This window comes from Streptococcus sp. 'caviae', from assembly GCF_001937065.1.
Classification (GTDB): Bacteria; Bacillota; Bacilli; order Lactobacillales; family Streptococcaceae; genus Streptococcus.
In genome coordinates, this window is record NZ_MOWR01000009.1 from 17,914 (window position 1) to 37,590 (window position 19,677).

Here is a 19,677-nt window from a genome sequence, read left to right on the forward strand (position 1 = left end):
TGTGAAAATGCTGAAAATAAGATATAATGTAACATGATATTCCCTATGAGAAAGAAGGTGTTATTGTGGGATTTACAGATGAAACAGTTCGTTTTAACCTTGACGATGGAAATAAAAAAGAAATCAGCGAAACGTTGACGCATGTTTATCGTTCACTCGAAGAAAAAGGTTATAATCCAATCAATCAGATTGTCGGTTATGTTTTGAGCGGTGACCCTGCCTACGTGCCTCGTTATAATGATGCCCGCAATCAAATCCGTAAGTACGAACGCGATGAAATTGTTGAAGAATTGGTGCGTTACTATTTGCAAGGAAACGGGATTGATTTAGGATGAGAATAATGGGGCTGGATGTCGGTTCAAAAACAGTTGGTGTTGCTGTTAGCGACCCTCTTGGTTTTACAGCACAGGGGCTTGAAATTATTGCTATTGATGAAGCCAACGAAGAATTCGGCTTTGAGCGCCTGGCTGCTCTGGTTAAAGAATACAAGGTCGAAAAATTTGTTGTAGGCCTGCCTAAAAACATGAACAATACAAGCGGTCCGCGCGTTGAAGCCAGCAGAGCCTATGGAGAAAAAATCAAGAAGCTTTTTGAGCTGCCTGTTGATTATCAGGATGAACGCCTAACCACTGTTCAGGCAGAACGAATGCTGGTTGAGCAGGCCGATGTCAGCCGCGGTAAACGTAAAAAAGTTATTGATAAGCTGGCTGCTCAGCTGATTTTGCAAAATTATTTAGATCGACTGTTTTAAGCAGATTATTTAGCTGCTTTCTGCACAGGAAAGAAAGCTGATTTATAAAAGATAATAGGAGGCGATTATGTCACATCATCATGATCATGAGCAAGAACATGACCTTATCACCCTGGTTGATGAGCAGGGAAATGAGACTTTGTTTGAAATTCTCTTAACGATTGACGGAAAAGAAGAATTTGGGAAAAATTATGTTCTTTTAGTACCAGCCGGAGCTGAAGAAGATGCTGATGGCCAGATTGAAATTCAAGCCTATTCATTTACTGAAAATGAAGACGGTACAGAAGGCGATTTGCAGCCGATTCCGGAAGACGCTGATGCTGAATGGGATATGATTGAAGAAGTTTTCAACAGTTTCTTGGATGAAGACGAGAACTAATCTAGAAATGTCTGAGACAATCAGGCTTTTTCTTTTTGCCTTTTACGAATAGTTTAAAAGGGGTGTATAATGGACAAGAAGAAGGAGCTGACTCGGGAGGAAGAATTATTTTTGAAAGCCTATAAAGAAAAGCCCTGCCATCGTTTCAGAGATATTTTAATCTATGCTTCTATCTTAGATAAATTGACTAATAAGTAGATTTTGTTATACTTTTAATAGGAAAATTCAAGGAGAACGAGTTTGGATAAACGACAAGATAAATACAGCAAAGAAACCTTGGCAGACCAAAGTGTCCGCACAGACTCTGACAAGAACAAAGGTCCTGCAGAAGTTGATTCGCTGCATAGGCTCTATATTATTATATTCAGCGCTTTTGTCAGCTTTTTTAGTGTGGCTATGCCTGTGTTCACTGATTTTGGTAACGCTGTGCAGTCTCAGAATCTCTATACGGGCTTTATGATGGCACAAAACCATTTGCCTTACAGTGATATCTTTTCGACGGGCGGCTTTGTCTATTATGGGCTGATTTCCTTGAGTTATTTGCTGGGAAGCAGTTTCTGGCTGATTTTTGTCCAGTTTGCGGCCTTTTACTTTTCGGGAATCTTCCTTTATAAGATTGTTTACCACATGACTGATAAAGAGGAAGTGGCCATTAATACCATACTGCTTTTTTATCTGGGCAATTTTGCCCTAGGTTTTGGCGGTCTTTATCCCGTTCAGTTTGCCATGCCATTTGTCTTGCTGTCGCTGTGGTTCTTGACCAAATATTTTGCAGGACTGACCAGGGATGAAGGCTTTATTGTTTACGGCCTGACCGGAGCCTTTGCTTACCTGATTGAGCCTAGGACTTTATTTTTCTGGCTGGTTTCCTTGGCTGTCATCTGTGTCTATAACATTAAAAATCATCGTTATGCCCACGGTTTTTACCAGTTTCTCTGCCTGCTGTTTGGCGGTCTTCTGGTCTTTTATACTTTCGGCTATTTTGTCTTGAACATGCAGATTCTGTCATCCTATGTATCGCAGGCCGGGACTTATTATTTTACCTATTTTGCTCTGGGCAGCGAGGATATCCTGCTGACAATTTTCTTCCAGCTCTTTGTGCTCTTTGCTTCGGGCTTGTTAATGGGAGCCCTAACCTTCTTTAATCATATTAAGCGTGAGACGGACCGAGATGACCTGGTTAAGTCAATTGTCTTTTTAAGCTTTGTTTTCAGCCTGATTTTCATTTTACTGTCACAAAGTTTTGCTACCTATCAGTTTTTACTGCTTCTGCCTTTTGGTTTGGTTTTGACGGGGCTTTATCTTGATGATAAGTATAAGGAGTCCAAGAGGCGCAGGTCGCGCCGCCGTAAGCAGCACAGGCGGCTGTCGCGCAGGGTCTTTGAATTGTTTTTACTGGGGCATTTTTACCTGCCCTGCCTGCTCTTTGTCTACGGTTTGGCTCAGCCGGTTATTCATTACATTTCTTCCTACAGTTTAAATCAGGAACGAGCACAGGCAGCTGATTATATTAGAGCAAATACTGAGAAAACATCAACGATTTATGTCTGGGATTCCAGTGCAAAGATTTATTTGGACGCCAACCGTCTTTCCAGTTCACAGTTTCCTCTGCCGACAATCAATACAGTTAAAGCGTCTAATAAAAAAGCGCTGGAAGATGAACTTTTGCAAAATGAAGCTTCCTATGTTCTGGTTAATAAAAAGGCAGAACGTCTTCCGGCTGTCTTAAAAAATAATTTTAATAAAAATTATAAAGCGATTTCCCTGAAGACAAGCCCGAACTTCACTGTTTACAAGCGAAAATAGGCTAAAAATCAATATATTGTGTCTAATTACTTTTTTTGGCACAACATATTGATTTTTTTCTTTCTTGTGTTATAATATCTCTTGTAAGGAGAGAGACATATGATTGCACTCGAAAAAGAAAATATTTTTGTTAAACCTGCTATGATCGTAATTAAACGGGATGGCCGCCAAGTTGCTTTTGACAAAGACAAAATTTATCAGGCTATCGTCAGGGCAAGTAATCAGGTAACACAGATGACACCTTTTATTGAGGCCAAACTGTCGGATATTGCTGATCGGGTTGTCGCTGAAATCTATGAGCGTTTTAACGAAAATATTAAAATTTATGAAATTCAAAATATTGTAGAGCATGAACTTCTGGAGGCTGGTGAGTATGCCATTGCTCAGGAGTACATCAATTATCGTGCAAAACGTGATTTTGAGCGCTCTCAGGCAACTGATATCAATTTTACGATTGATAAATTGATTAATAAGGATCAGACCGTTGTCAATGAAAATGCCAATAAGGACAGCGATGTTTTCAATACGCAGCGGGATTTAACGGCTGGTATTGTTGGCAAATCTATCGGTCTTAAGATGCTGCCTGAACATGTTGCCAATGCCCATCTGAAGGGTGATATTCATTATCATGACTTGGATTACAGCCCTTATACCCCAATGACCAACTGCTGTTTGATTGATTTTAAGGGCATGCTGGGGTCTGGCTTTAAGATCGGCAATGCCGAGGTCGAAAGTCCTAAGTCTATCCAGACAGCGACAGCTCAAATTTCACAAATCATTGCCAATGTTGCTTCAAGTCAGTACGGCGGCTGCTCGGCTGACCGCATTGATGAAACGCTGGCTCCTTATGCAGAACTCAACTATCGCAAGCATTTAAAAGATGCTCAAAAATGGGTGGCTGAGGACAAGCAGGAAGAGTATGCGCGTGAAAAGACCAAAAAAGACATCTACGATGCCATGCAAAGTCTGGAGTATGAAATCAATACTCTCTTCACATCTAATGGTCAAACACCGTTTACATCGCTAGGTTTTGGTTTGGGTAAGGATTGGTTTGAACGCGAAATTCAAAAGGCTATTCTTAACATCCGCATTAAGGGGCTGGGCAGTGAGCACCGCACAGCTATTTTCCCTAAGCTCATCTTCACAGTCAAACGCGGTTTGAATTTGGAGCCGGGAACACCGAACTATGACATCAAGAAGTTAGCTCTTGAATGTGCGACTAAGCGGATGTACCCTGACATGCTGTCTTACGAAAAAATTATCGAACTGACAGGTTCTTTCAAGGTGCCTATGGGCTGCCGCTCCTTCCTTCAAGGCTGGAAGGATGAAAATGGCGTTGAAGTTAATTCCGGCCGTATGAATCTCGGTGTGGTCACGGTTAATTTGCCGCGTATTGCCCTTGAATCCAACGGAAATATTGAAAAATTCTGGGATATTTTCAGCGAGAAAATGGCTATTGCCAAAGATGCCCTTGTTTATCGCGTCAACCGTGTTAAAGAAGCAACTCCTGCCAATGCTCCTATCTTGTATCAGTACGGTGCTTTTGGCAAACGTCTTGGCAAGGAAGATTCAGTAGATGAACTGTTCAAGGACCGTCGGGCGACAGTTTCCCTTGGTTACATCGGTCTTTACGAAGTAGCGACGGTCTTTTACGGCGGTGAATGGGAGTCCAATCCGGCTGCCAAGGATTTTACTATTGATATTGTCCGTCAGATGAAGGATCTCTGCGGCAAATGGTCCAATGAGTATAATTACCACTTCTCCGTGTATTCAACCCCATCTGAAAGCTTGACAGACCGCTTCTGCCGCTTAGATACTGAAAAGTTTGGTGTGATTAAAGATATTACGGACAAAGAATATTATACAAATTCCTTCCACTATGATGTGCGTAAAAATCCAACACCGTTTGAAAAATTAGACTTCGAAAAAGACTATCCGGAAGCAGGAGCTACAGGCGGCTTCATTCACTACTGTGAATACCCTGTTCTGCAGCAAAATCCTAAAGCGCTTGAAGCTGTTTGGGATTACGCCTATGACCGCGTCGGCTATCTGGGAACCAACACGCCGATTGACCGCTGCTATGACTGTGGTTTTGAGGGTGATTTTACACCGACAGAACGTGGCTTTATGTGCCCGAACTGCGGCAATACAGACCCTAAGACTGCTGATGTGGTAAAGAGAACCTGCGGCTATCTTGGCAATCCGCAAGCCCGTCCTATGGTCAATGGCCGTCACAAGGAGATTTCATCTCGTGTCAAACACATGAACGGCTCAACCATCAAGAATCCGGGACATAAAAACTAGGCTTGTTTCGCATGCTGTCAGGCTTTTGTCAGATGATTGTTCGAGAGCAAGGAAGCAGATTGCCTGGGTGCACTGACGGTACGTATTGCTTAATTTCTGGCTGTGGCAGAACATCAAAGATTTAGATTTGAGCTGTCAGCTGGCCAAATGGTGAGAGGGATTGGGAAATTGCTGTTTCCCGTCCCTTTTTTACGCTGCTGCTTCAGGGGAATAAGCAGGGAGAGGCTGCAGAGCGGCCTCGTATTTAGATATTGACAGAAAGAAGGAGAAAATGGGGAAGTACCAGTTAGACGATAAAGGGAAAGCACAGGTTCAGCGCTTCCATGAAAAACACTCACAAGGCATGAATGCTCAAACTAAAAAAGCCCGCGTTCAGGCCCTGCGTGAAACATTTTTAAGAAAAGAGACGGCTGCCCATGGAGTTAAGAAGACCAAGTCCTAAAGATAAACAAGCCATTCTTGAGATGATGAAAGAGTTCACTGACAGCCATTCCGCCCACGACGGCGGCTTTTGGAAGGAAGATTTTAACTATGATGACTGGCTGCAGACCAACTTAGCCTATGAAATGGGGATTGGTATTCCTGAGGAGTTCGTTCCTGCCATTCAGCTGGTCTCTTTTGACAATGAGGGGCGTGCCTTGGGTTTTCTGCATATCCGTCTGCGCCTCAATGACTTTTTGTTAAATCAAGGAGGGCACATTGGCTATTCCATTCGGCCGTCTGCACGCGGCAGAGGTTATGCCAAGGAAATGCTGCGTCTGGGCCTGCTGGAAGCGAAGGCGAAAAATATTAACAAGGTTCTTCTGACCTGCCGTGATGACAATCCAGCCAGCCGGGCAGTTATTGTGGCTAACGGCGGTATATTAGAAGATAGCAGAGACCATATAGAGCGCTATTGGATAGATTTGGAGGAGAAATATGACATGGAACACACCCAAACCCGGAGAATGGAAGAGTGAGGAGCTGAGTCGGGGGCGTATTATCGATTACAAGGCCTTTAACTTTGTTGATGGAGAAGGCGTGCGTAATTCGCTCTATGTATCCGGCTGCATGTTCCACTGCGAAGGCTGCTATAATGTGGCAACCTGGTCTTTTAAGGCCGGCATTCCCTATACACAGGAGCTGGAAGAGCAGATTATGGAAGATCTGGCTCAGCCCTATGTACAGGGACTGACGCTCTTAGGCGGCGAGCCCTTTTTAAATACAGGAATTCTCATCCCCTTGCTCAAACGCATTCGTAAAGAGCTGCCTGAAAAGGACATCTGGTCCTGGACAGGCTATACTTGGGAAGAGCTGATGCTGGAGACACCGGATAAGCTGGAGATGCTTGGTCTGATTGACATTCTGGTGGACGGCCGTTTTGATAAATCGAAAAAGAATCTCATGCTGCAGTTTCGCGGCTCTTCAAATCAGCGGATCATCGATGTTCCTAAGTCACTGGCTGCGGGCGAGGTCGTTATTTGGGATAAGCTCAATGATGGCAAGCAAAGTTATGAACAGGTTGACAGGACGGATTTGATTTAAACCTAAGCGGTCTGTCTAATCCAATAAGTCTGTCGCTTCTTCATGAAACCGAAATAAAACAACAATAAAAACGAAGCAGGTTTTCTGCCTCGTTTTTTGTTATCTAAATTGAAGAAGCCTCAGTCATTTCGCTCTTTGACAAAGACAAGTTCTTTAGCGCTTGAGAGGCTTGCCTGATAGTGAAAGCCGTCAAAAGAAAGAGTCTGCAGGTCTTCAATGCTTTGGCATTGCTTTTGGATGACCTGTGTCAGGAAGGCCCCTCTGGCCTTTTTTGAAATGGTGGAATGAGATTTTAAGCGGCCGTCTTTGGCTTCTAAAAATTTAAGGGCTGTCAGCTGGCTGCGGACTTTGGGAGAAAAGACGTCCATAAATTCACTGGATAAGAGTGAGATGACCGGATCATTTTCTAAGACAAAGCGATCGTAATCCTTGCGCCAGTAATTTTTGAGAGAGCTTCCTCCAATGCTGATCTTAGTATTAAAGTCGAGGCGGTGAGGAGCGATTCTCTCAAAGGCGGGGATAATGCCGTAGAGAGCAGATGTTATGAAGAGATGCTCTTTCAGAAAGTTCTGTTCATTAGGCGATAAACCATCGCGCTTAATGTGGCGATACATGAGACCATTAAAGAGCTGGAGTGCCGGATAGGTTTGTGCCTGCCCCTTTTGAATGGCCTGCAGACGCTCATACTCGGTCTCAGCAGCCTGAGGCTTAATCTTATAGACTTCGGCAAGCTCGTCCAAAGACAAGGCTGCCAGCTGCCTCATAATAGGCTGGGCTTTAAGAGGCAGGTCTTGCGGGGAAGAAGCACCGCTTTCTTTCATTTCCTTAGCTGTTGGGATTAAAAATTTCATCGTTTTCCTTACAAGTTGGTCTTAAATAAAAAGCAAAAGGCTGATAGCCATGACAATCATGCCGGAGATTAAACCATAAATGGCCAAGTGGTGTTTGCCGTACTCTTCAGCGGCCGGCAGCAGTTCATCCAGAGAAATAAAGATCATAATACCGGCCACTCCCGAAAAGATAGCGCCGTAGACCATGTCGTTCATAATAGGCATCAGCAAAAACCAGCCGATAAGAGCGCCTAAAGGCTCGGCCAGACCAGACAGGAAAGAATAGGTGAAGGCTTTTTTCTTAGAGCCTGTTGCCTGATAAATGGGTACCGAAACCGCAATGCCTTCGGGGATGTTGTGAATGGCAATGGCAACAACGATAGGGATAGCAACGCTTGCGTCCTGCAGACCGGAGATAAAGGTGGCTAAGCCTTCCGGAAAGTTATGGATAGCGATGGCGATAGCTGTCATCAGCCCCATGCGCATGAGCTTGCCGGGTTTTTGTTCCTCTTCTTCAACCGTTTTAATTTCATGGGGATTTTCCTCGGAAGGAATCAACTTATCAATAATGGCAATTAAAAACATGCCGCCGAAAAAAGCCAGGACAGTCAGCCAGGACCCGCTTCTTTTATCCAGTGCTTTCACCAGAATATCCTGGGCAGTTGGAAAAATTTCAATCATGGAAACATAAATCATGACGCCGGCAGAAAATCCCAAGCTGACAGATAAGAAGGTTTTATTGGTATGCTTGGCAACAAAGGCAATGAGACTGCCGATTCCGGTGGAGAGCCCCGCAATGGCAGTGAGTACAAAGGCAGTAAGTAAATTTTGAGACATGGTAAATTCTTTCTCTGGGATATGTTGGTATGCTCTCATTATAATATGAATTGCTGTTTTCATCAAATCGGAAAATGAGAAAAATGAGAAGTTTAAAGTTACAAAATGATTACAAAAACTAATTTAAAGTTAAAGCTATTGACATAATGTTTTTTTTTTTTTGTAAAGTTATAAAAAGTAATGCGTTTTTTAGAATTCTTAAATTTTTAATTTAATGTGAAAGGAATTGGTTATGAAAAAGAAAGGGCTTACTCAGATAATTGTACTTCTTTCCCTGTCTTTTGCCTTTGTTTTCGCTATTTTTGCAGCCAAAAACATCAAAACTCAGGCAGAAGCGCGGGATAATGTGATTACTTCTGTAAGCATTACAGATGAGAAAGGCAATCCTTTGGATGGCAGTCTTGATAAGTGGGAAAACTTCCGTCTCAATGCCAATTTCAGTCTGCCCAATAAGACTGTAAAATCAGGAGACACGACGACCATCAGCCTGCCGGAAAAGCTGCGCTTCAATCGCTCAGAAGAGTTTGACATTAAAGACAAGGACGGCAATACTGTGGCCACGGCCAAGGTTGATGCCGCAACCAAGACAGCTACGCTGACTTATACAGACTATGCCGAAACGCACTCTGATGTTTCAGGCAGTTTCTATTTCAATGTTCTTGTGGATCACACAGTAGTGACACAAAAAGAAACAATCCCTGTCACTATCGAAGTTGAAGGCAAGGTCATCAATGCCGGCAATGTTGACTTTACAGGTGTCGGAGAAGCAAGAGTTACTGATATGACCAAATCCGGCTGGATAGACAGCCAAGGAGTTATCCATTATCAGATCCCGGTTAACCGTTCCGGTAAAAACTTCCCTGCTGCCGTTATTACGGATCTCTTAAGATCACCAGGGGTTACCTATATTCAAAACAGTTTTAAGATTGAAAAAGGGACTTGGACAACCAAGGGAAGTGAATGGGATTTCCAAAATAATGTTGATGTTACCCAGCAGTTTACTGTTAATTTCCAAGGCGATACCGGCTTTGAGATTAACTTAGGCGATATCAGTGAGACAGACGGCTATCGTATTACCTACGATGCTAAGGTTGATTATCAATTAAGTGACGGTGAAGTGCTGAAAAATACGGCTTCACTGACATCCAATGGTGAAAAAATAACAGATGTTACCTATGGACAAACCTACAGGGAGTCCGGAGGAACGGCCGAAGGTTATGTGTATTCTATTAAACTTCATAAGAAAAACGAAGATAATGATGCATTGGCAGGTGCTGTCTTTGTTGTCACTCGTGATGCCAACGGACAGGTCGTCGGAGAATTTACGACAGATGCTGCAGGAAATATTACCATCACCGGTCTGCTGAAAGATTCTTACACCATCACAGAAAAAACGGCTCCGGATGGCTACCAGCTGTCAGGCGAAAGCATCAAAATTTCAGAAGATGACTTTGGCAGCGACAAGTCTGTGACAAAAGATGTTGTTAATAAAAAGATTCCAGAGACAACAACGACAACAACTGAAAGCACAACGACGACAGAGGAGCCGACAACAACGGAAGCTCCGACGACTACGACCGAAGAGCCAACGACTACCGAAACGCCAACCACGACGACTGAAGAGGCAACCACAACAGAAGAGCCAACAACCACAGAGGCACCGACCACGACAGCTGAAAGTACAACAGCATCGGAAGAGCCGACAACAACAGAAGCTCCAGCCACTACGACTGAAGGCCCAACAACCACGAGCGACGCTGCTGAGACAACCACACAGAGTGAGTCAACTACAGAAGGGCTGACGACTACTGAAAGCTCAGCAACGACATCGGAAATTCCGACAACGACTGAAAGTCCAAGCACTACTGAAAATCTAACGACCACCGAAAGCTCAGCAACAACGACAGCAGTGCCGGCTACGACAAGTCAGGAAACGACGACAACAGAGTCTGGAACCACTCAGGCGCCGGCAGTAACTACATCGTCAGCTGGCACAACTTCAAGTCAGTCATCTGCTGGGAAGAAAGCTGTTAAACACGGACTTCCAAGTACCGGATCAGAAAGTGGCTTTGCTTTATCACTTCTGGGGCTTGTGAGTGTTTCTGCGGTAGGTATAGTTTATTATCGAAAGCATCTTAGTTAAGTTTTAGTTCAAAAGCTGGCTCTGCTCTTTCTTAGTCCTTTCGAGTTAGGGCCAGCCTTTTGTTAAAATAAAAATTAAATGTTAAAATAAAAGAGTAACTAATTCTTTTAAGAAGGAGATAAAGCGAAAATGAAAAGATTTTTAAAATGTTTGCTGGCTGTTGCCGCTCTCCTCGGTCTAGTCATAGCATTCAGCAAGGGAACAAGGGCAGAGGCTAAAACAGTAGACATTACTGTGACAAACTCAAGCCTGTCTCAAACCGAGATTAAAGGTTCAAACACAACAACGATGTCTCTGGACTTTGCCGTTCCAAATGAAGCAGCCGCAGGAGATACAACGACCATCACACTGCCAAATGAACTGGCCTTTAGCAGAAACCAAACTTTCAATGTCACTGATGCAAATGGTGCAACTGTTGCAACAGCTGTCATTGATGCTGCTTCCAAAACCTTGACCATGACCTATGGCGACTATGTTAACACACACGATAACGTGACAGGAACTTTAAGCTTTCAAGTAAAAGCTGACACGACTGTTGTGACAGGCGATACAACTATACCTGCAAAAGTTCAGGTTGGGGGTACTGAGATTACAGTCGGCAGCGGCGGCATTGACTACGGTGTCGGTACCGGCGATGCAGACCTTGATTTCTATAAGTACGGTCATATTAATTACGAAAAAAATGAAATCACCTATGTGATTAACGTCAACACCAGCAACGCTTCTGCGTCAAATGTTGTCATCACAGATGAGATGAAGTCAGAAGGTTTGTCTTATATTGATGGTAGTTTTTCTGTTCGTACAGGAAACTGGTATAAAAATGCTTCCAATCAATGGGCTTTAAGCAATTCATCAGATGTAACGGCTAACTACCCTGCTAGTGTATCTGGTAATTCTTTCACAGTTAATCTGGGAAACATCACACAGGGCTTTACCATTTCTTATAAAGTTTCAATCGACCGTCCAGTTGTTAATGGTGAAAAGCTGATTAACACTGCCACAGCTACGTCAACTGAAAACGGCAGCGTCAGCTCAAATAATGGGGTTGTTTACCAAACAGCCAGCGGTACGGCCAGCGGTTACAACTACAGCCTGACAATTGCTAAGAAAGATAAAGATGGCAATGTTTTGGCAGGGGCTGAGTTTACCGTTACCCGCAAGTCAACAGGAGAAGTAGTCGGTACTGTTACAACAGATGCAACCGGCTCAGCCACAATCAGCGGCCTGCTGAGTGATGAGTACATCATTACGGAAACAAAAGCGCCGGACGGCTATAAACTGGCAGATCCTGTTACGGCTAAGGCGGATAATTCGACTGTAACCATTGTTGACGAAAAAGAATCTCCAACAACGACTACAGAAGAGACGACAACAACAGAAACAACAACCAAAGCAACGACGACCGAGGAGCCGACAACAACCGAAGAGACGACCTCTACGACCGAAGCGCCAACGACTACAGAAGCAACCACTGAAGGTTCAAGTACGACCGAAAGTGAAACGACAACAGAAGTGTCTAATGCTACTACCGAAGGTACTACGACAGCAAAAGATCCAACGACAACTCAGGCAGCGGCTGCAACAACTTCAAGTCAGTCATCTGCTGGAAAGAAAGCTGTCAAGCACGGACTTCCAAGTACCGGCTCAGAAAATAGTGCCGTCTTAATGGTTCTGGGACTTGTTCTTGTTTCAGGAGCAGGAGTGTTCTACTACCGCAAACAGCGCTAAGCAAAACGAAATAATATTTAGAAAAGAAGATTGGAAAAGATCTTCTTTTTTATTTGTTTTTCAGAAAGTTTTGACGACTGTCTTTGTAGAGGATTCGCTTGCTATAAAATATGCTAATAATTTCGGCTCTATAATTTCTGTAGTGGGTAAAACCACTTTGGAGGTTATAGGGCTTTTTCTCTCAGATGATTGCTTTTATAATTTCTCTGCGTTTTTGAATCCTTTAACCATCCCTTTTGCCATTGTATGAGCATCGGCTGTCATATGATAAAATTTTACTGAAGCAGTTAATGATGCTGGGTCAAGTGCTTTGCTTCATCACTTGGACGGGAGTTTTGACTTTTACCTCGTCAATCGTTTTGAATTATGATAAAATAGAAATAGTAATTGCGAGGAATGGATATGTCAGAAATGTTTAAAAAACTGATGGATCAGATTGAAATGCCGCTTGAAATGAAAACTTCAAGGGCTTTTTCGTCTGCCGATATTGTGGAAGTGAAGGTTTGGCCTGAGAGCCGGGTTTGGGATTTTCACTTTTCTTTTGACGCTATCTTGCCGATTGATCTCTATCAGGAATTATCGAGCCGTCTTGTTTCGAGCTTTGAAAAGGCTGATATTAAGGCTGTTTTTGACATTGAGGTGAAAAATCCTGACTTTTCTGATGAGCTTTTGCAGGCTTATTATCGGGAGGCTTTCGAGCATCCTTCTTGCAGCAGTGCCAGCTTTAAGAGCTCTTTTTCCCATTTAGAGGTCTCTTATGATGGGGATAAGGTGCTTATTGCTGCACCGCAATTTGTCAATAATAACCATTTTCGCCAAAATCATCTGCCTAAACTTGAACAACAATTTGAGCGCTTCGGCTTTGGGCAGCTGACTTTTGATATTGTTTCTGATCAGGCAATGACTCAGGACCTCAAGACGCATTTTGAGGCTTCCCGTGAGCAGCAGATTCAAAAGGCCAGCCAAGAAGCTCTACAGGTTCAGAAATCTTTGGAAGCGTCGATGCCGCCTGCTGAAGAGGCTCCTAAACCTGCTTATGATTTTAAAGAACGTATCAAAGAGCGGCAAAGGGCCTTTGACAAGGCGGATATTACGCCCATGGTTGAAATTGAAACAGAAGAAAATCGCATTACCTTTGAAGGCGTAGTTTTTGATGTTGAGCGTAAGACAACAAGGACTGGCCGTCACATTATCAATTTTAAAATGACCGATTATACTTCCAGTTTTCCTATGCAAAAATGGGTGAAAGATGATGAAGAACTTAAAAAATATGACATGATTACCAAGGGGTCTTGGCTGCGGGTACGGGGGAATATTGAAAATAACCCCTTTACAAAGGCGCTGACTATGAATGTGCAGAATGTTAAGACCATTGTCCACCAAGAGCGAAAAGACTTGATGCCTGAAGGGGAAAAGCGTGTTGAGTTTCACGCTCACACGAACATGTCAACCATGGATGCGCTGCCGACCGTTGAGCAGCTGGTGGCTAAGGCCGCTCAGTTTGGTCATAAGGCGGTGGCTATCACGGACCATGCTAATGTGCAGAGCTTTCCCCATGGCTATCACGCAGGCAAAAAGAATGGGATCAAGGTTTTGTTTGGCCTAGAGGCAAATCTTGTCGAAGACCGTGTGCCGATTGCTTATAATGAAATTGATCTGGACATGAACGAGGCGACCTATGTTGTTTTTGACGTGGAAACAACAGGGCTTTCAGCTGTCAATAATGATTTGATCCAAATTGCTGCATCTAAGATGTACAAGGGAAATATTGTTGAACAGTTTGATGAATTTATTGATCCGGGATACCCTCTCAGTCAATTCACAACTGACTTGACTGGGATTACTGACCAGCACGTTAAGGGAGCAAAGCCGCTTCTGCAAGTATTGCAGGAATTTCAGGACTTTTGCCGGGACACGGTTTTGGTGGCCCACAATGCAACCTTTGACGTTGGCTTTATGAATGCTAATTATGAGCGCAACGGTCTGCCGACGATTACCCAGCCCGTTATTGATACCTTAGAGCTTGCCCGCAATCTTTATCCTGAATACAAGCGCCATGGTTTAGGACCTTTAACGAAACGTTTTCAAATATCTTTGGAACATCATCACATGGCCAATTATGATGCGGAAGCAACCGGCCGCCTGCTGTTTATTTTTCTTCGGGAGGCCAGAGAAAAACACGGTGTTACCAATCTTTTGGATCTGAATACCAAAATTGTTGATGATGACTCTTATAAGAAAGCCCGCGTTAAGCATGCTACTATTTATGTGCTCAATCAAACGGGCCTGAAAAATCTTTTTAAACTGGTCAGTCTGTCCCATGTAACTTATTTTGCCGGTGTGGCCAGAATACCAAGGACAGTGCTTGATGAGTATCGTGAAGGTCTGCTGTTGGGAACAGCCTGCTCAGATGGTGAAGTCTTTGATGCGGTCTTATCAAATGGAATTGATGCTGCTGTTGAAGTGGCTAAATACTATGATTTTATTGAAGTTATGCCGCCTGCCCTTTATGAGCCCCTTTTGGCTCGTGAACTGATTAAAGATGAAGCGGGACTTGAGCAGATTATCAAAGACCTGATAGAAGTTGGACGGTGCTTGGATAAACCGGTTCTGGCGACAGGTGATGTTCATTATTTGGAACCGGAAGACAGCATTTACCGTGAGATCATTGTCAGAAGTCTGGGACAGGGGGCTATGATCAACCGTCCGATTGGCCGCGGCGAAAATGCCCAGCCGGCTCCTTTGCCCAAGGCACATTTTCGAACAACCAATGAAATGCTGGATGACTTTGCCTTTTTGGGTGAGGAGCTGGCGCGCGAGATTGTCATAAAAAATCCTAATGCCATGGCAGAGCGCTTTGAAGATGTTGAGGTCGTTAAGGGGGATCTCTATACTCCGTTTATTGAAAATGCTGAGGAAAAGGTTGCTGAGATGACCTATGAAAAAGCCTTTGAAATCTACGGCGATCCTCTGCCTGACATTATTGATCTGCGTATTGAAAAGGAACTGACTTCGATTTTGGGGAACGGTTTTGCGGTGATCTATCTGGCTTCGCAGATGCTGGTAGAACGCTCTAATCAGCGCGGGTATCTGGTTGGCTCGCGGGGGTCTGTCGGCTCAAGTTTTGTGGCAACCATGATTGGGATTACAGAGGTTAACCCTATGCCGCCTCATTATGTCTGCCCCAACTGCAAGAACTCAGAATTTATTACGGACGGCTCTGTTGGCTCTGGCTATGACTTGCCGAATAAGAACTGTCCTGAGTGCGGTCATAAATATCAAAAAGACGGTCAGGATATCCCATTTGAGACCTTCCTAGGCTTTGATGGGGATAAGGTTCCCGATATTGATTTGAACTTCTCCGGTGATGATCAGCCAAGTGCTCACTTGGACGTCCGTGATATTTTTGGTGAAGAATACGCCTTTCGTGCGGGTACTGTAGGTACTGTTGCCGACAGAACAGCCTATGGTTTTGTTAAGGGCTATGAGCGGGATTACGGAAAATTTTACCGCGATGCCGAAGTGGACAGATTGGCCCAGGGTTCAGCCGGTGTGAAACGGACCACTGGTCAGCACCCGGGAGGAATCGTTGTTATCCCAAATTATATGGATGTTTATGACTTTACACCCGTGCAGTATCCTGCTGATGATTTGGCGGCTGAATGGCAGACAACCCACTTTAACTTCCACGATATTGATGAGAATGTTCTTAAACTTGATGTACTGGGACATGATGACCCGACCATGATTCGGAAGTTACAGGATTTGTCCGGTATTGACCCGAAACAAATTCCCGCCGATGATCCGGATGTGATGAAACTCTTTTCAGGAACAGAGGTTTTAGGGGTTACGGAAGAACAGATTGGAACACCGACAGGTATGCTGGGGATTCCTGAGTTTGGAACCAACTTTGTCCGCGGCATGGTTGATGAAACCCACCCTACAACCTTTGCGGAGCTTCTGCAGCTCTCAGGCCTCTCCCACGGGACAGATGTTTGGCTGGGAAATGCTCAGGATCTGATTAAGCAGGGGATTGCTACCTTGTCAACGGTTATCGGCTGTCGTGATGATATCATGGTTTACCTCATGCACGCAGGTTTGGAGCCTAAGATGGCCTTTACTATTATGGAGCGCGTGCGTAAGGGCGCTTGGCTGAAAATTTCTGAGGAGGAGCGCAACGGCTATATAGCAGCCATGCGTGAAAACAATGTGCCAGACTGGTACATTGAGTCCTGCGGAAAAATCAAGTACATGTTCCCCAAGGCCCATGCAGCAGCTTATGTATTGATGGCTCTGCGTGTTGCTTATTTCAAGGTTCATCATCCTATCTACTATTACTGCGCTTACTTCTCAATCCGTGCCAAAGCTTTTGAACTCAAAACCATGAGTGCCGGTCTGGATGCTGTTAAGGCGCGCATGGCTGACATTAGCCAAAAAAGGCGCAACAATGAAGCTTCCAATGTTGAAATTGACCTTTTCACCACTCTGGAAATCGTCAATGAAATGCTGGAGCGCGGCTTTAAATTTGGCCAGCTGGATTTGTACCGCAGCGAAGCGACGGAATTTCTTATTGACGGTGACACTTTAATACCGCCTTTTGTAGCCTTGGAAGGCTTGGGGGAAAACGTTGCCAGACAGATTGTCAAGGCGCGCAGTGAAGGAGAATTCCTTTCCAAAACTGAACTGCGCAAACGCGGCGGCCTGTCTTCTACCTTGGTTGAGAAGATGAGTGAGATGGGCATACTTGGCAATATGCCGGAGGACAATCAACTATCACTGTTTGACGATATTTTTTAAACTTTTTGTAAAACCGGAATATATTTGTTCCGGTTTTTTGCTGATGCTGGTTTTTACGAGCAAGGGGGTTCTGGCAGGCTGTACAGTGCTCAAAAAACCGGATATTTTTCTTGCAAATAACACTAATTAGTAGTAAAATAAAAAGTGATATTTTTCATAGGAGGAGTTGTATGGGTGATTTAGATAAGAATCCTGCAGTCAAGGCTATGGTTGTTTTTCGCAAAGCGATGCGAACAATCGATGCCCAAGTTGCTCCGAGCTATAAGGATAACGGTCTGACACCGACACAGTTTGCTGTTTTGGATGTTTTGCATGCTAAGGGAGAGATGACAATCGGCCGCTTGATTTCTTCTATATTGGCAACATCCGGCAATATGACGGTCGTTATTAAAAATATGGAGCGCAATGGCTGGATCTACCGCAAGCCCGATCCAAAAGACAAGCGTGCCTGGGTTGTTGGCCTGACTGAAGATGGCAGACAGCTGATTCAAAAGGCCTTGCCTGAACATATTGCTCTGGTAGAAAAATCCTTTTCGGTCATGACCAAAGAAGAGCAGCTGATTTTGATTGACCTGCTGAAAAAATTTAAAAATCTTTAAGAACAAGCAGTCACTGTAGGAAACAAAGATGGCTTATTACTGCTATCTAGTGATAAATTAAATTTTTAAGGAGACCTTATGTCAAAGAGAATTCTATTCATTGTTGGTTCATTTAGTACGAGTTCGTTTAACCGGCAGTTAGCGAAGAAAACAGAAGAAATAATAGGGGACAAAGCCCATGTTTCCTATTTAGATTACGAGCGTGTTCCCCTGTTTAATCAGGATTTAGAGGTGCCTGTGCACCCTGAAGTTGCTCACGCCCGCGAAGAAATCCAAGAAGCAGATGCTATCTGGATTTTTTCACCGGTTTATAACTACGCCATTCCGGGGGTAATGAAAAATTTACTTGATTGGCTGTCGCGCGCTCTTGATTTGTCAGACCCGACAGGTCCTTCAGCTCTTCAGGATAAAACAGTAACCGTTTCATCTGTAGCGAATGGTGTATCACCGGAAGAGGTTTTTAAAGATTACCGCTCCTTGCTGCCCTTTATCCGAATGAATTTGGTTGATCAGCTGACAGGCGTGCCGATTAATCCCGAGGCTTGGGAAACGGGAATTCTTGAAGTTTCAGAAGAAAAATTAGCAGAGCTGTCCGACCAAGCTGATGCCTTACTGTCTGCCTGTGAGAATTAAGATAGCTTGCTTAAGTAAGTGAATTTTTAGGAAAGAGGCTGAGACCTTGCGATGTTCCTGCAAATAAAGGAGCTCGCCGATGTCTCAGCTTTTTTAGTTATCAGCAGAGATAGCTGTTTCTTGAGGCAATCCCAAAAATGCTGGATGCCGTGTCTGGGAAGGTTTAGAAAAAGTTTGTGAAAAAAATAATTAAGAACACAGAAAAACCCTTATTTTAGGCCTAGAAAGCGGTTAAAATTCTTGCGGTTTGTGAAATTTTAGTCTATGATAGAAGAGTAAGAAAGAATTTTGGAGGTTGTTATGGTATCTTTATCTAAAGAACAATATTTGGATATGTTTGTGAAAATGCAGCGTATCCGCGATGTTGATATGAAACTTAATAAACTTGTACGCCGCGGTTTTGTACAAGGGATGACTCACTTTTCAGTGGGAGAAGAAGCGGCTTCTGTCGGTGCGATTGCCGGACTGACGGATCAGGATATTATCTTTTCTAACCACCGCGGGCATGGTCAGACGATTGCTAAAGGGATCGATATTCCCGCGCTTTTTGCGGAGCTGGCTGGTAAGGCAACAGGTTCTTCTAAAGGCCGCGGAGGTTCCATGCACTTGGCCAATCTTGAAAAAGGCAACTACGGAACTAACGGAATTGTTGGCGGCGGCTATGCTCTGGCAGCTGGTGCTGCTTTGACCCAGCAGTATGAAGAGACAGGCAATATTGTTATTGCTTTTTCGGGCGATTCTGCGACAAATGAAGGCTCATTTCATGAATCTGTTAATCTGGCTGCAGTCTGGAATCTGCCGGTTATTTTCTTTATTATCAACAACCGTTACGGAATCTCGACGGATATTAATTATTCAACTAAGATTCCTCACCTTTACCTGCGTGCAGATGCTTATGGTATTCCGGGATATTATGTTGAAGACGGCAACGATGTTATTGCTGTTTACGAAAAAATGCAGGAAGTAATTGATTATGTGCGAGCAGGCAACGGTCCGGCTATCATTGAAGTTGAGTCTTACCGCTGGTTTGGACATTCAACTGCTGACGCCGGTGCTTACCGTACCAAGGAAGAAGTAGACGCCTGGAAGGCTAAGGATCCTCTGAAGAAATACCGTACTTATTTGACAGACAATAAAATTGCCAGCGATGAGGAACTCGACGCTATTGAGGCAGAGGTTGCCAAGGAAATTGAAGAAGCTGTCAAGTTTGCTCAGGACAGTCCAGAGCCAGAACTTTCAGTGGCCTTTGAAGATGTCTGGGTCGATTAAGCTATCTTGTCAAAAACAGTCTGAGAACTGTAAGAGTTATACTCAATAAAAATCAAAAATAGACTGGGCAACAACCT

Annotated in this window: 17 protein-coding genes; 15 read left to right on the plus strand and 2 right to left on the minus strand. The window is 43.9% G+C overall.

The genetic code is table 11. The features are described from left to right. The first annotated feature begins 65 nt into the window (after positions 1-65). The 9 genes from BMI76_RS08685 to nrdG all read left to right on the plus strand — a co-directional run bounded on the left by BMI76_RS08685 (position 66) and on the right by nrdG (position 6,764). Positions 66-335 (plus strand): IreB family regulatory phosphoprotein, encoded by a 270-nt coding sequence (locus tag BMI76_RS08685; protein ID WP_003089901.1) that lies wholly within the window; start codon positions 66-68, stop codon positions 333-335. After that, on the plus strand, positions 332-751 hold the full coding sequence (gene ruvX, locus BMI76_RS08690; RefSeq protein ID WP_075347185.1) for a Holliday junction resolvase RuvX: 420 nt from the start codon (positions 332-334) through the stop codon (positions 749-751). The genes BMI76_RS08685 and ruvX overlap by 4 nt, the downstream gene beginning before the upstream one ends. 67 nt (positions 752-818) lie before the next feature. Then, positions 819-1,130, plus strand: coding sequence for a DUF1292 domain-containing protein (locus BMI76_RS08695; protein WP_075347186.1), 312 nt, complete (start codon positions 819-821; stop codon positions 1,128-1,130). Positions 1,131-1,199: 69 nt separating this feature from the next. Continuing rightward, positions 1,200-1,328, plus strand: a complete 129-nt coding sequence (locus BMI76_RS10900; protein ID WP_257615263.1) for a hypothetical protein — start codon at positions 1,200-1,202, stop codon at positions 1,326-1,328. 42 nt (positions 1,329-1,370) lie between these two features. Beyond that, on the plus strand, positions 1,371-2,936 hold the full coding sequence (locus tag BMI76_RS08700) for a DUF2079 domain-containing protein (protein WP_075347187.1): 1,566 nt from the start codon (positions 1,371-1,373) through the stop codon (positions 2,934-2,936). Between the two features lie 99 nt (positions 2,937-3,035). Continuing rightward, the gene (gene nrdD, locus BMI76_RS08705; protein WP_075347188.1) at positions 3,036-5,240 is read left to right on the plus strand and encodes an anaerobic ribonucleoside-triphosphate reductase; all 2,205 of its coding nucleotides are present in this window, start codon (positions 3,036-3,038) and stop codon (positions 5,238-5,240) included. A 271-nt stretch (positions 5,241-5,511) separates the two neighbouring features. Then, a complete protein-coding gene (locus BMI76_RS10785; RefSeq protein ID WP_180372838.1) occupies positions 5,512-5,682 on the plus strand; it encodes a hypothetical protein in 171 nt (56 codons plus the stop codon). Beyond that, positions 5,657-6,199, plus strand: coding sequence for a GNAT family N-acetyltransferase (locus BMI76_RS08710; RefSeq protein WP_075347189.1), 543 nt, complete (start codon positions 5,657-5,659; stop codon positions 6,197-6,199). Before BMI76_RS10785 ends, BMI76_RS08710 begins: the two co-directional genes overlap by 26 nt. Beyond that, positions 6,159-6,764 (plus strand): anaerobic ribonucleoside-triphosphate reductase activating protein, encoded by a 606-nt coding sequence (gene nrdG, locus BMI76_RS08715; protein ID WP_075347190.1) that lies wholly within the window; start codon positions 6,159-6,161, stop codon positions 6,762-6,764. Before BMI76_RS08710 ends, nrdG begins: the two co-directional genes overlap by 41 nt. A gap of 119 nt (positions 6,765-6,883) precedes the next feature. Here nrdG and yaaA read toward each other — a convergent pair whose 3' ends face one another. Both yaaA and zupT read right to left on the minus strand, forming a co-directional pair. Beyond that, positions 6,884-7,615 carry a peroxide stress protein YaaA gene (yaaA, locus tag BMI76_RS08720; protein WP_075347191.1) on the minus strand — a complete coding sequence of 244 codons (732 nt, stop codon included), beginning with the start codon at positions 7,613-7,615 and terminating at the stop codon, positions 6,884-6,886. A 21-nt stretch (positions 7,616-7,636) separates the two neighbouring features. Continuing rightward, a complete protein-coding gene (gene zupT, locus BMI76_RS08725; protein WP_075347192.1) occupies positions 7,637-8,431 on the minus strand; it encodes a zinc transporter ZupT in 795 nt (264 codons plus the stop codon). A gap of 232 nt (positions 8,432-8,663) precedes the next feature. Here zupT and BMI76_RS08730 point away from each other — a divergent pair, with 232 nt between their 5' ends. The 6 genes from BMI76_RS08730 to BMI76_RS08755 all read left to right on the plus strand — a co-directional run bounded on the left by BMI76_RS08730 (position 8,664) and on the right by BMI76_RS08755 (position 19,600). Continuing rightward, complete coding sequence (locus tag BMI76_RS08730; protein ID WP_075347193.1) at positions 8,664-10,574, plus strand: LPXTG cell wall anchor domain-containing protein; 1,911 nt, start codon at positions 8,664-8,666, stop codon at positions 10,572-10,574. A gap of 129 nt (positions 10,575-10,703) precedes the next feature. Beyond that, positions 10,704-12,302 carry an Ig-like domain-containing protein gene (locus tag BMI76_RS08735; protein WP_075347194.1) on the plus strand — a complete coding sequence of 533 codons (1,599 nt, stop codon included), beginning with the start codon at positions 10,704-10,706 and terminating at the stop codon, positions 12,300-12,302. 402 nt (positions 12,303-12,704) lie between these two features. Then, a complete protein-coding gene (locus BMI76_RS08740) occupies positions 12,705-17,099 on the plus strand; it encodes a PolC-type DNA polymerase III (protein WP_075347195.1) in 4,395 nt (1,464 codons plus the stop codon). 170 nt (positions 17,100-17,269) lie between these two features. Next, positions 17,270-17,698: a MarR family winged helix-turn-helix transcriptional regulator gene (locus BMI76_RS08745; RefSeq protein WP_075347196.1), complete on the plus strand. Its 429-nt coding sequence runs from the start codon at positions 17,270-17,272 to the stop codon at positions 17,696-17,698. Positions 17,699-17,776: 78 nt separating this feature from the next. Further along, positions 17,777-18,331, plus strand: a complete 555-nt coding sequence (locus BMI76_RS08750) for an NADPH-dependent FMN reductase (protein WP_075347197.1) — start codon at positions 17,777-17,779, stop codon at positions 18,329-18,331. A gap of 300 nt (positions 18,332-18,631) precedes the next feature. After that, the gene (locus tag BMI76_RS08755) at positions 18,632-19,600 is read left to right on the plus strand and encodes a thiamine pyrophosphate-dependent dehydrogenase E1 component subunit alpha (RefSeq protein ID WP_075347198.1); all 969 of its coding nucleotides are present in this window, start codon (positions 18,632-18,634) and stop codon (positions 19,598-19,600) included. The last annotated feature ends 77 nt before the right edge of the window (positions 19,601-19,677 follow it).